This is a genomic window from Paenibacillus sp. WLX2291, from assembly GCF_046603665.1.
Lineage (GTDB): Bacteria > Bacillota > Bacilli > Paenibacillales > Paenibacillaceae > Saccharibacillus.
Map to the genome: position 1 here is coordinate 5,595,718 of NZ_CP176755.1, position 13,875 is coordinate 5,609,592.

Here is a 13,875-nt window from a genome sequence, read left to right on the forward strand (position 1 = left end):
TTGGTATCATTGGCTGTTATGCAATCATTTCGTAACCGTCTTCCACCGCACGAAAAATACCGCGAATCTCCACCTGCTCTTGTTTTACAATATGCTGTACGGTTTCCAGCTCTTGTTCGGGAAATTGTAGCGATAGTGCGCAGCCCGCTGTAATCTGCTTTGGTGTTGGAAACATATCATTTTCAATCTCTGCATATTCCAACAGCATTTCCGCGCGTAGTGCCTGCTGAGTGGAATCAAACGCCATGACCAGATTGTGTTCCATCTTTTCTTTTACCCCTTCCGGTACAAACTGTCACGTTCATAAACAGGATTTTGTATTCCAGCTTCATTGTCCAAAACGTATTATATGATAAACAGAATATATCTATTGTACGCAAATTGTCCGTGCAGATTCAATCTTCGCTTCTACAAAAAAACCGCCACATCCCGGAGCAGAAAGTTTCTGTCATCCGATATACGGCGGTTTTGGATTACATTCATTCTTCTCTGACACGGTACAATCGCGTGGAATTACCCTTTTACCGATGTACGTGCCAGACTAATAGCTTCCAACTCTTCTGGAGACAGATTGTACGTCGATTGACCATTCGTGATCGGCTTGGCGTACACATAGGAGCTATCGCGGTTGTGCAAACCGGTCAGTACCAGCCCGTCCATATTGTCGTTCAATAGCGCCACCGAGAAGCTCAGATCACTACCATGCTCTGAAAAGGCGTTATAGCGTTTGATGCCTGTATACGCCTGTACAGTACGCAGCTTGTCCTCGATCTGTTGAAAACGGGTACTCTTTTGCTTTTCGCCGTCTTCGATTGCGTCCATTTGTAGCTTCAGATCCAGCAGCAGTGATTCTAGATCCTCAACACCACTTCCCGACATCATCATCTCGTAGCGTTTGCGCATTTTACGCAGTTTGGCACCCTGTACCATTACAATAATTAGCAGCAGGAGTACGAGTATCGCGATTACTCCCAGTATCAAAAATAATTGCTCTGTAACCAGACTGTTCAATTCCGCCATTGTTGTCCGCTCTCCTCTTATTTCATTACCGTGCTGGTCGGAGATGCTTATATTTTATCCGCATCGCCCGTTCAGTCTGTCATCCAACCAACTGCATCCTGTGTGGCACATGATTTCTCTGTATAAATAGTGCCGTATCTGTTATATATTCAATCACCCATGTATATGCTACAATCTGCCTTTTAGATCTGGCAGGCAGCAGCCACTTCGTGATCCATAAGCCCTTTAGCATTATACTTGCATCGATGCGCATATTCCATCTCAATTTTGTAACATTCGAGTGGAAACTGGCGAGAACAACCCGTATTTCCATCCTATTTTGCAATATGACGAATCGCTTCCAGCAAGCGCTCTACATGCTCCGGTGTCGATCCGTATCCTACACTTGCACGCACCGCACCCGTATCCATCGTGCCTACAGCGCGATGCGCCAGTGGAGTACAATGCATACCCGCACGCACCGCAATGTTAAACTCACGATCCAATGTAAACGCAACCTGTGCCGCATCCTGCTGCTGCATCGTAAACGAAACGATTCCCGTACGCGGTTGACCAGCTGCTGGACCTAATAACCGTACCCCTTTTATCTGCTGCAAACCGTCCAACAATTGCATCGTCAGTTGTTCCTCCTGCTCTGCAATACGCTGTACTGTCTGCTCTAGCACATGCTGTACGCCTGCCGACAGACCAGCAATACCGGGCGTATTCGGCGTACCTGCTTCATATCGATCCGGTCGCACAGACGGCTGGTCTGGCTCCTCCGATTGACTGCCCGTTCCGCCGTAGATCCAAGGTGCCAGCTCTAAGGCAGGCGAGATATACAGCCCGCCTGTACCCTGCGGTCCAAGTAATCCTTTATGACCGGGAAAAGCAGCTAGATCAATCTCCCACTGCTGTAAGGCAACTGGAATATGACCAGCGCTTTGCGCCAGATCAAGCAGAATGGCAGCTCCATGACGATGCGCAAGCTGCGATAACTGTTCTACAGGCAAAATACTGCCCAGCAGATTGGAGCTATGATTGCACACAAGCAGGCGTGTCTTTGACGTAAAGGCACGCTCCACTTCTGCTAAATCCAAACACCCTTGCTCGTTTACCGAAATATAGCTCACCTGCACACCTACGGTGCGTTTCAAATGCTCCAACGGTCGCCAGACCGAATTATGCTCAGTCATCGTGGAAATGACATGATCTCCCGGCTGCACATAGCCAAAGATCGCCATATTGAGCGCCAGCGTCGTATTACCGGTAAAAGCAATATCGACCGGACCGGATTACGCACATCCAGCAGCGTAGACAGCTGCCGACGACACTGAAACAACACTCGACTGGCACGTACTGCCATGGCATGACTGCCTCTGCCCGGATTGGCTGAATCATGCTCCAATGTATGCTGTACCGCCTCATATACAGCTGGCGGCTTGGGCCACGAAGTAGCAGCATGATCCAAATAAATGACAGCATGATCTTTTTGCTTCTGCTGCATATCGCTGATCACCGTTTTCCCTCCGTCATTGAACTGTGGCATAGCCGATCCACGTATCATGTATCATGTATCACGATCAATTGAGATCAAAATTCAAAAACGTATTACAACTTGTTTAATAGTTCTAATAACCGCTCCAATTCCTGACGGTTGTGGAAACTCAGTTCAATTTTGCCTTTATCCTTGTTGCCGTTGCGAATTCTGACAGCAGTTTGCAGACGATCACGCAAGGAATGCTCGACATCAACAAGATAAGGATCGCTTTTCTTATCTTTGTCTTTATCGTTACTTTTGCGCTTCGTTTCCAAGTTTTGTACCGCTTCTTCCAGCTGGCGTACACTCCAATTGCTTTGGATCGCTTTATGAGCGAGTGCCAGAATCAGATCTTCCTTTTTCACACCTACAAGCGCGCGTGCATGTCCCATCGACAATGTTCCACGTGAAACATATTCTTTTACCTCATCCGGCAATGTTAGTAAACGCAAGAAGTTGGCAATATGGGGACGAGACTTGCCTACACGCGCAGCTAGTTCTTCCTGAGTCAGCTTGAATTCGTCCATTAGCGATTGATATGCTGTAGCGATTTCCATCGCATTCAGGTTTTCGCGCTGCAAATTCTCAACCAGCGCAATCTCCATCACCTGCTGATCGCTAAATGTCCGCACTACCGCAGGAATGTCCTTTTTACCAGCAAGCTGAGACGCGCGGAAGCGGCGTTCTCCAGCGATAATTTCGTAGCCTTTTAAGACTTTGCGTACAATGATCGGTTGAATAACACCATGCTGTGCAATAGAATCCGCCAGCTCCTGCAAGCCTTCATCGTCAAATGCTTTGCGTGGCTGAAAAGGGTTCGGGCGCAGCTCTTTTAATGGAATCTCAATCACTTTATCATCCTCACTCACAGACAGGGAAGGAATCAGCGCATCCAGTCCCTTGCCGAGACGTTTACTCATATGACACCACTTCCTTTGCCAGCTCTAAATATACTTCAGCGCCTTTGGAACGCGGATCGTACGTAATGATTGCCTTCCCGTGAGAAGGCGCTTCGCCTAGCCGAACATTGCGTGGAATAATCGTCCGGTACACTTTATCCTGAAAATATTTTTTTACTTCTTCGATAACCTGCAAGCCTAGATTCGTACGGGCATCCAGCATCGTCAGCAATACGCCTTCGATTTGTAGATCGGTATTCAGATGCTTTTGCACGAGACGTACTGTATTGAGCAGCTGGCTTAATCCTTCCAGCGCATAGTATTCACACTGGATGGGAATGATCACCGAATCGGCAGCAGTCAGCGAATTAATTGTCAAAATGCCAAGCGAAGGCGGACAATCAATCAATATGTAGTCATATCCCTGCTTGACCTGTCCAATCGCATTTTTCAAGCGCAATTCACGCGAAATGGCAGGTACAAGCTCCACTTCCGCTCCCGCCAGCTGAATCGTTGCTGGAATAATATCCAGATTCTCAATAGCGGTCGACTGAATCGCTTCCTTTGGAGCCACATCGTTAATAATCACATCATAAATGCAATTTTCCACATCCGCTTTGTTGATACCGACACCGCTGGTCGTATTGCCCTGCGGATCGATGTCAATCAACAGTACCTTTTTGCCCAGAGTGGCAAGGCAAGCACCCAGATTAACGGATGTTGTCGTTTTTCCTACTCCGCCCTTTTGATTCGCTATGGCAATAATTTTGGACAACTACTTCACCCCAGTATTATGAAATTCGCTGATGACAAACGGTGGATAAAGACAGAAAAAGCGGCTCAATGCCGCCTGTCTGTCAGCGTTTTGGTATTTTGATCACGATCTCATAATGATCGTCGTGATCCTGCTCAGATGTATTGATCGCCAGACCGGAGCCGGACACCATATCAATCGATTGACGAATCGTGTTCAGTGCCAGCCGTACATCCTTGCTGTAGGAAACGCGTTTAGATTTGGATTTTACCTGATTTTTCTCTTTATAAAAAGCAACCCGGGCTTCCGTCTGCTTCACATTCAGTTCTTTCTCGATGATTTCTTTCATAATACGCAGCTGTAGCTCAACTCCTTCGAGCGATAACAGCGCTCTTGCATGACGTTCGGTCAGTTGACGATTCATGAGTGCCTGCCGAATTTCCTCTGGCAATTGCAGCAAACGAATCTTGTTGGCAATCGTAGACTGGCTTTTCCCCAATCGCTGCGCCAGACTTTCCTGCGTAAGCGAATGCAGATCAAGCAGCTTCTGGTAGGCAATCGCTTCCTCGATGGACGTAAGCCCTTCCCGCTGCAAATTCTCGATCAGCGCAATCGATGCCGCCTGTGAATCGTTAAACTCGCGTATGATCGCTGGGATCGTCGCCATCCCCAGTTTGCTAACGGCTCTCCAGCGTCGTTCCCCCGCGATAATCTCATATTTTCCATTCCGCAGCCGTACAACAATCGGCTGAATGATGCCATGTGTCTTGATCGTCTGGCACAGCTCGTCAATCTTGGCATCGTCAAAAATCGTACGGGGCTGATATGGACTGGTTGTAATATTGACAACCGGTATCTGCTTGACTTCATCTCCATTTACACGCTCGGACAAGCCAAACAATTTGGAAATTTGTTCTTTCATTCCGTATGAGACCACCTAATCTTATGATAGCAATACCTATCCTAATAGATAGGCATACTTAAAATACGGGCATCTGGCATGGACCGGTAAATCACCAGCACCCGGAATATATGGCATGTTTCGTTTCCTCATTTTATCACTTTTCGATTGATAATCCTACGATTACTCTATAAATTTATGTGAAAAATTGTGAGGAGTTTGGTTTTGAAAATGATGTTTGATTTGAGGAGTGGAGTTGTATAGATTTTCGTTTTTGTAGAGAGATGTTGTAGTGAAATATGTTCCACGTGAAACAATAAAATAGCAAAGTATCTACTGTGAAAATAATCGAGTAAGTACGCTTATCCTACTACTATCTGTAAAATAAAAAATCCTCTTTACCTATCATCTGCATACCGGTTCATAAGGTATACACAAACTAGATAGTAAAAAGAGGATTCTTACTCACTTATTCTATAATGTCTTAAATCAGCGGTTCTTTCATCGGTGTACCCGGCTTGCGTGGATATCTGACCGGCGTTGCGCCTTCTTTCTCAATTACAACAATATGGCGATCCGATTGCTCAATCGGCAATTGGAATTCATGTACCTGCTTGATCTTGCCTTTTAGCAGACCGAGACTGCGGCGTGCTTCCTTGATCTCTTCTGTCAGATCGCTGCCTTTCATCGCAGCAAACGTACGTACACCTGTTTTTACAAATGGCAGACAGAATTCATTCAGCACGGCGAGACGGGCAACCGCTCGGGCAGTTACCAGATCGTGCGCATCCCGGTAGCCTTCCTTGCGACCAACTTCTTCAGCTCGACCATGAATCAACTCCACCTGCTTCAATGCCAGCCGATCCGCTACACTTTGCAAAAATGTAATCCGCTTGTTCAGCGAATCCACGATGCGCAGCTGGATATGGGGAAATACGATTTTGAGTGGAATCCCGGGGAAACCAGCACCTGAGCCGATATCCGCCAGCGATTGCACATTGTGCATATCTACATAAAACGCCAGCGTTAGCGAATCGTAAAAATGCTTTGTATATACCTGATCCCGCTCCGTAATACCCGTCAGGTTCATCTTTTCATTCCACGTGATCAGTTCTTCGTAATAAGCTTCAAATTGCTGTAGCTGCTGTTCATTGATCTCAATGCCTTTCGCTGCCAGCATGTCTGTAAATTGCTGCTGTATCTGATCCATACTTACCCCCGTGCTGCCGTTACGCGATTATAGTGCTCCAAGTAAACGAGCAGGATGGAGATATCTGCCGGTGTTACGCCGGAAATACGCGAAGCCTGTCCAATCGACAGCGGGCGAATTTTGGACAGCTTTTGCTGTGCTTCAATCGCCAGACCTTTCACTTCTTCGTATACGATATCTTCAGGCAGTTTTTTCTGCTCCATTTTTTTCAGACGTTGTACATGCGTCAGCTGTTTCTCGATGTAGCCCGCATATTTGGTCTGGATTTCCACTTGTTCTTTCATATCCTCACTCAATGCTTCTGGCGAAGGTGAGATACCTTCGATATGCGCATAGGTTACTTCTGGACGACGCAGTACAGTTAACAAATCCGTTCCGTTTTGTAGTGGAGCCGATTCCAGTGATGCCAACATCTCGTTCACATCGACTGGCTTGACTTTTACTTTGCTCAAGCGCAGAACCTCTTGCTCTACTTTGGCTTTTTTATCCAGGAATTTATGATACCGCTCATTCGGAATCAAACCGATATCATGACCAATTTCAGTCAAACGCAGATCGGCATTGTCGTGACGCAGCAACAAACGATATTCCGCGCGCGATGTCAGCAGACGATATGGCTCGTTCGTACCTTTTGTTACCAGATCATCGATCAGCACGCCGATATAGCCTTGCGAGCGATCCAGCACGACGCCTTCTTTGCCCTGTGCTTTGCGCGCAGCATTAATACCCGCCATTACACCTTGTCCAGCAGCTTCTTCATAACCGGATGTACCGTTAATCTGACCAGCAGTAAACAGACCGGGAACACGCTTCGTTTCCAAAGTCGGCCACAGCTGGGTTGGCACCATCGCATCGTATTCGATCGCATACCCGTTGCGCATCATCGTTACATTTTCCATACCAGGGATCGAACGCAAGACACTCAGCTGCACATCTTCCGGCAGACTGGTGGATAGACCTTGTACATAATACTCGGACGTGTTTTTACCTTCTGGCTCCAGGAAAATCTGGTGCTTCGGCTTATCGTTAAAACGAACAATTTTATCCTCAATCGACGGACAATAACGCGGTCCTGTACCTTCGATAATACCGGAGAACATCGGCGCACGATGCAGATTGTCGTTAATAATCTGATGCGTTTCTGCTGACGTATAGGTCAACCAGCAAGGCAATTGCTCATTGTCCGACGATTCTGTTTCATAAGAGAAGAATTTCGGTTTCTCGTCGCCTGGTTGAATTTCGGTTTTGCTAAAATCAATCGTATCGCGATGTACACGTGGTGGTGTACCCGTTTTGAAGCGTACCAGTTCAAAGCCAAGTTCGCGCAAATGCTCTGACAGCTTCAGCGAAGGTTGCTGATTGTTGGGGGACCACTTTCGTATGCCAGCTCACCCATAATGATTTTACCACGTAAATACGTGCCTGTTGTCAGCACGATGGATTTCCCTTTGTACGTAGTGCCGGTTTGCGTAATGACGCCAGTACATACGCCATCTTCCACGATCAGACGATCAACCATACCTTGACGTAACGTCAAATTTGGTTCATTTTCCATCGTTTCTTTCATCGCGTGCTGGTACAGGAATTTGTCTGCCTGCGCGCGCAATGCGTGTACCGCAGGTCCTTTACCTGTATTCAGCATACGCATCTGAATAAACGTTTTATCGATATTGCGACCCATTTCGCCGCCTAGTGCATCAATTTCACGTACAACATGACCTTTTGCCGGTCCGCCGATTGACGGATTACATGGCATAAATGCGATCATGTCCAGATTGATCGTTACCATCAGTGTGCTACAGCCCATACGCGCCGCAGCCAGTGCCGCTTCGCTACCTGCATGACCGGCACCGATGACGATCACATCGTATTCTCCACCCACATAGCTCATGGGTATTCCTCCTCTATTGCCCAGACCGCTATCCAGCAGCCGCAACATATAAATGTATATCGGTATGATTCCGAATTGATCCTTACGTCAGCCATCTTGTGTATTGCCTTATTGATATCAAAAGTCGTCCAAAGGCATACCAGAGCAGCCCCTCTACCTGATGTAAAAGGGCTACCCGAATAGTATAGCGCAAAATCCACACTTTCATAGAAGTTTTCCGTAAGAAATCTAATAAAACACGAAAATTTTAAGCGATTTTCATTACATAGCTTCTATGTTTGTTGTGAACATGCCATATATACAAGTCCATGAGCACATTCATACGTACAGCCGTACACTGATTCTGACGGCAGTGTATTGTTATTTGCCCAGACAAAATTGCGAGAAGATCTGATCGATCAACGAATCCGGTGCAGAGTCGCCGATAATCTCACCTAGCTGCTCCCAAGCCAGACGCACATCAATCTGGATCATATCAATCGGTATAAATTGGTCTGCCGCTTCATACGCATCCTGAAGCGATCGCTTCGCTTGTTTAAGCAAGCCGATATGACGCACATTACTCACATACGTGACATCCTGCGCTTCCAGCTTACCACCGAAGAACAACGCCGAGATCGCTTCTTCCAGCCGATCTACACCCTGCTCATCCCGAACCGACATTTCCACAATCTGCTGCTCGTCAAAATGCTGCAATAGCACATTCATATCCAACTGGCGCGGCAGATCGATTTTGTTCAAAATCACGATCACCTGACGCCCGCTAATCTGCTGCATCAGCTCAATCTCATCTTCATGCAATGCTTCGCTGTTATTCAACACAAATAGCAGCAAATCCGCTTCATTCACCGCACCACGCGAACGCTCAACCCCAATCTTCTCGACCACATCCATCGTTTCGCGAATACCCGCTGTATCAAGCAATTTCAACGGAATATTGTTAATCGTGACGAACTCCTCGATCACATCGCGCGTCGTACCCGGAATATCCGTTACAATCGCCCGATTGTCATGCGCCAGTGCATTAAGCAGCGATGATTTACCAACATTGGGACGTCCTACAATCGCTGTTGTGATGCCTTCGCGCAGAATTTTGCCTTCATTGGCTGTACGAAGTAGCTTGTCGATCTCCGTCATAACCAATGACGATTTTTCTTTAATAAATTCCGACGTTAACGACTCCACATCATGCTCAGGATAATCGATATTGACCTCGATATGTGCCAGCGTCTCGATCAGCGTCTGCTGTAATGGCTTGATCTGACGAGATAGCTTACCTTCAACCTGCTTGAGCGCCACCGAGAAGGCACGATCCGATTTGGAACGAATCAGATCGATCACACCTTCTGCTTGCGACAGATCAATCCGTCCGTTCAAAAAGGCACGCTTCGTAAATTCACCCGGCTCAGCGATCCGAATCCGCTGCTGCAACAGGATGTCCATGACCCGCCGCACCGCTACTACACCGCCGTGCGAACTGATTTCAATCACATCTTCCATCGTAAAGGAACGTGGTGCTCGCATAATCGTAACTAGCACTTCTTCCACCTTATCGCCGGTTTGCGGATCGATAATAAATCCATAATGAACCGTATGACTTTCCGCTTCATCCAGCGCTACTTTCCCTTTGAACATACGACTTACTTCCTCTACCGCTTCCGGTCCACTGACCCGAATGACGGAAATACTCGCTTCACCGACCGCCGTAGCAATCGCTGCAATCGTATCGCTAATCATCGTACTGCTTCACCTCTCCTTGATCTATTCAGTTCATTCTCTATAGGAACCTGTATCTATGAAGGACTAAAGAAAAAGCAATGATCCTCTGCCCTCAGGCAAAAAATCATTGCATCCCATCCTGACTCCGAAATGGCAGTCAGCGATTATGATCTCTGTTCAGCCTGATCGCTCAGACCATTTATTTTGACTCAAAACGTACATCAGCATCGTTTGCCTGTCATTTGTATGCGGCGTATATGATGCCGTTCATTCGGCAAAGTGAGTGGACTTACTGCCTTAACGCAGCGTAATGACCACACGACGATTCGGTTCATCGCCTTTACTCGCTGTTTTCACCTTGTTATGGTTTTGCAAACGAGCATGGATCACTTTGCGTTCCTGCGACGACATCGGCTCCAGCACGACTTCTTTACCGGAACGAATCACCTTACCAGCAAGACGATCTGCCAGCTCCTCCAGCGTTTTGCGCCGACGATCGCGGAAATTTTCGGCATCTAGCATGATGCGAATGTATTTATCCGAATAGCGGTTGGCTACGATGTTCACCAGATACTGAAGGGCATCCAGCGTCTGTCCGCGCCGTCCGATCAACAGACCAAGATCGCTACCGGAAATGCTCATCACATAACCGTCGCGTCCACGCTTCACATCCACATTCAGCTCCAGACCGATACTGTCGCCAACCTCACGGATAAACTGCACTGCTTCATCGCAGGCTTCCGAATTCGCTGCCGCCCGGGAAACGGACGACTGTGGCTCATCCCATACTTTTCCGTCATCACCGACAGGCAGTACGCCAGCAGGAGCTGGATCTGACTTACGTTCATTATTTGGCAGCTCGAGTGCCGGACGTGGGACACTGCTCGGAGTTCGTACCGGCTTGGACTGCGGTTCCAATACGGTCAGCTCCACTTTGGCAGGCTTAACGCCGATCAGACCGAGAAATCCTTTGGATGGTGCTTGCAGCACCTTCACCTGAACATGTTCTTTGGTCGTATGCAATTGGGCAAGCCCTTCTGCAATAGCATCATCAACTGTTTTTCCAGACGCAATGACTGTAGTCATCTATATGTTCGGCCCTCCTCAATCGTAGTAGGGATATTCAGGAACATTCCGGATTTCGGTAAAGGTAATGATATTAACGACGTTTCTTTTTGGATTTCTTTTTGTTACGGTTTTTGTTGCTTGATTTGGACGTGTTACCACTTGTATCAACAGCGACACCCAGATCGGTAACGATCGGCTGGTTGTTGCGATACAGGAAGTAGTTTTGCACGATGGTATAGATATTGCTGTATACCCAGTACAATGGCAGTGCAGACGGGAAGCTCCATGACATGATGGCAATGATCACCGGGTAGATGTACATCATCATCTGCATTGGACCTTGCATCGACGCCGGGTTCATGCGCATCATCATCCATGTTTGCAGGAATGTAGTAGCAGCAGCGATAATCGGCAGGATATGCCATTTATCCGGCTCACCCAGTTGGAGCCACAAGAACGTATGCTCACGAAGAGCACTATTATAAATAATCGCGTTGTACAAGGCGATGAAAATCGGCATCTGAATCAGCAGCGGGAAACATCCGGCAGCCGGATTGATTTGATTTTCTTGGAACAGTTTCATCGTTTCCGCTTGTTGCTTTTGCGGATCATCTTTGTGCTGTTCGCGCAATTTTTGTAGCTGCGGCTGAATCGCCTGCATTGCTTTCGAACTTCTCACCTGTTTGAGTGTCAACGGCAAAATCAGTGTACGTACAATCAGCACCAGGACGAGGACAGCTAGACCATATTCACCATTAAACCAATCGGCAAATGTGTCCAGGGCGTAGGCAAACCAGTATACTACATAGCGGTTCCACCATCCATGGTTCAGTAAATCTGCTGTTGTATGGGTTTGTACTGTACTTGGCGTACAACCAGCCAACAGGGCTACCACTGCAAATGCAGCGATAAGGAGAAACCATTTTCCTCCACGAGTCTTCAATTGCGACACTTCAAAACCCCTCTCTTAACCATTGCATTTCCTTGCAAATCATATCATATTTGACAGCACAAATAAACCGAAAGCGTTACCGTCCTGGGCGTTTTAGCAGCGAAGATTTGCGAAGTACATGCAAAATACTTTTTTCCAGATCTTTATAAGGAAGCGACAATGCTCCTTTACGCACAATAAATACCATATCAATGTGCGGTACAATCTCATGCGCATGATGACGCACAATCTCCTTAACGACACGACGCATCCGGTTACGGACGACAGCATTACCGACTTTTTTGCTAACCGAAATGCCAACCCGAAACTCTGCAATATCCTTTTTTTGAAACCAGTACACAACAAACTGGTGATTGGCAAAAGACCGTCGTCCGTGACGGTAAACGCGACTGAAATCAGCGCGATTGCGTAAACGCAGCTTTTTTTGCACCGTACATTCTCCTTAACTCCAGCGTCCAATGACCATAACGTATGTTTCGTCATACAGGCTCTTTGGATCGAAGCCTGCCCGTTACTTCATTGGGATGTATCTATTATCAATCTGTATACCTGAACAGCCAATCCATTGCTGTATCCGGTTGCACATTCAGCGCTCAGCTGGTTGGAATAGGGCAACCTTTTACGTTTGCGTCCCATTCGGCAACGTTGGCAATGAATCAACCGATAATCTGTTTATCCATTCGTCCTCCGTCGGCGACAACATTCTAGCAGCGATCTTGCCGCCGACGTACCCTATAGGGCAACGAACCATATACTAAGAAAAAAAGACCACCGTAGTGGTCTTCGTGTCCATATTAGGCGCTGATGACTTTTCTGCCTTTAAGGCGACGAGCCGCCAGCACTTTACGGCCGTTTTTCGTACTCATTCTTTTTTTCGGAATCCGTGTACTTTGCTACGTTTTCTTACGTTTGGTTTGAATGTCGGTCTCATATTGTGCACCTCCTTGCAGGTAATTATATCCCATATTGATTCTATGTCTGCTCACATAAAAATACCATTTTATATTTAATCATGGAAATGACCATGCCGTCAATGGATTTTCAGTAATTGGTAGAAATTATTTTTGGGATTCACTATGGATGAGACTAGGTAGAAATTTTACTTCTATAAATGTACCTAAAAATGATACGTGTATTGAAAGTATATAGAAATCTATCTGTTTGGCAACAATCGCTTCCAAAAGAGATAGAGGCACAAACTCCGGTAGAGTTATGAGACTCTACGGATTAGCAATATCATGTAGATTCTCATGACTCCCAAGCAGTCAGATATGCTGCTTCCCAAAAATCACTTTTTGTTGAACCTCATGTTTGAAGATCGTGTTCAAATATCGCAAACACTAGAAGTCGTTCATATATTTTATTCCCTTTCCTCGTCTACGTGCTGCTTGCATCATAATCAATCCTCAAAATCGATTTCGAAATCTTAGAGTATGAAATCAGCTATCTGATCTCTCCAATCCTATCCATCCAAATTACCCGCTCAAAAAGTAGAAAAGCAATTTATCCACAAACGATTTCCAAGCCGAACTTATACACAGTTATCCACCACCACTATGTTACCCTGTGAATAGTGAAAATTATTTTTCCACAACCCACCGTCAGGTTCCGAACAAACTATAAACAATATCTTGTGGTGTGCATAACTTTTATACACAACAGATTGAATTTGTGGATAAATTATCGGTTTTCGTTGAAATACAGGGTTCTTTTTGCTATTATGATATTGTTTTCGTTGTGAATAGAGAATGTGAATAGAAAAATTATCAACAGCCTGTGGATAAAGTTGTGAACAATTTCATCTTATCCTTGTTTTAACTTATCCACCGTCTGGGTATTCTGGGGATAATTCGACACCATTTATCATAGCAGCAATTTTCATCATTTCCGATATCTACGCATGGCTTCAGCCACATTGGAAGTTTAAAAGGAGTGACAGTCT

10 protein-coding genes and 3 pseudogenes are annotated in these 13,875 nt (G+C 46.3%); all 13 read right to left on the reverse strand.

The features are described from left to right. Window positions 1–16 precede the first annotated feature (16 nt). Window positions 17–265 (reverse strand): DUF3343 domain-containing protein, encoded by a 249-nt coding sequence (locus tag ACDE64_RS23925; protein ID WP_411344538.1) that lies wholly within the window; start codon window positions 263–265, stop codon window positions 17–19. A 248-nt stretch (window positions 266–513) separates the two neighbouring features. After that, entirely contained in the window at window positions 514–1,020 is a 507-nt protein-coding gene (locus ACDE64_RS23930) for a DUF4446 family protein (protein WP_411344539.1), read from the reverse strand. Window positions 1,021–1,334: 314 nt separating this feature from the next. After that, window positions 1,335–2,506 (reverse strand): annotated as a pseudogene (locus ACDE64_RS23935) (aminotransferase class V-fold PLP-dependent enzyme). A gap of 104 nt (window positions 2,507–2,610) precedes the next feature. Further along, window positions 2,611–3,459 carry a ParB/RepB/Spo0J family partition protein gene (locus ACDE64_RS23940; RefSeq protein ID WP_411344540.1) on the reverse strand — a complete coding sequence of 283 codons (849 nt, stop codon included), beginning with the start codon at window positions 3,457–3,459 and terminating at the stop codon, window positions 2,611–2,613. Continuing rightward, window positions 3,452–4,213, reverse strand: coding sequence for a ParA family protein (locus tag ACDE64_RS23945; RefSeq protein WP_411348598.1), 762 nt, complete (start codon window positions 4,211–4,213; stop codon window positions 3,452–3,454). The genes ACDE64_RS23940 and ACDE64_RS23945 overlap by 8 nt, the downstream gene beginning before the upstream one ends. Window positions 4,214–4,295: 82 nt before the next feature. Then, complete coding sequence (noc, locus tag ACDE64_RS23950; RefSeq protein ID WP_411344542.1) at window positions 4,296–5,114, reverse strand: nucleoid occlusion protein; 819 nt, start codon at window positions 5,112–5,114, stop codon at window positions 4,296–4,298. Window positions 5,115–5,577: 463 nt separating this feature from the next. Then, a complete protein-coding gene (rsmG, locus tag ACDE64_RS23955; protein ID WP_411348599.1) occupies window positions 5,578–6,303 on the reverse strand; it encodes a 16S rRNA (guanine(527)-N(7))-methyltransferase RsmG in 726 nt (241 codons plus the stop codon). 2 nt (window positions 6,304–6,305) lie between these two features. Then, window positions 6,306–8,194: pseudogene (gene mnmG / locus ACDE64_RS23960) on the reverse strand (tRNA uridine-5-carboxymethylaminomethyl(34) synthesis enzyme MnmG). Between the two features lie 360 nt (window positions 8,195–8,554). After that, the gene (gene mnmE / locus ACDE64_RS23965) at window positions 8,555–9,931 is read right to left on the reverse strand and encodes a tRNA uridine-5-carboxymethylaminomethyl(34) synthesis GTPase MnmE (RefSeq protein WP_411344545.1); all 1,377 of its coding nucleotides are present in this window, start codon (window positions 9,929–9,931) and stop codon (window positions 8,555–8,557) included. Between the two features lie 279 nt (window positions 9,932–10,210). Then, entirely contained in the window at window positions 10,211–10,999 is a 789-nt protein-coding gene (gene jag / locus ACDE64_RS23970) for an RNA-binding cell elongation regulator Jag/EloR (protein WP_411348600.1), read from the reverse strand. Window positions 11,000–11,072: 73 nt separating this feature from the next. After that, a complete protein-coding gene (locus ACDE64_RS23975; protein WP_411344547.1) occupies window positions 11,073–11,933 on the reverse strand; it encodes a YidC/Oxa1 family membrane protein insertase in 861 nt (286 codons plus the stop codon). Between the two features lie 76 nt (window positions 11,934–12,009). Beyond that, the gene (gene rnpA / locus ACDE64_RS23980; protein ID WP_411348601.1) at window positions 12,010–12,363 is read right to left on the reverse strand and encodes a ribonuclease P protein component; all 354 of its coding nucleotides are present in this window, start codon (window positions 12,361–12,363) and stop codon (window positions 12,010–12,012) included. Window positions 12,364–12,727: 364 nt separating this feature from the next. Continuing rightward, window positions 12,728–12,864, reverse strand: a pseudogene (gene rpmH, locus ACDE64_RS23985) (50S ribosomal protein L34). Between the last annotated feature and the right edge of the window lie 1,011 nt (window positions 12,865–13,875).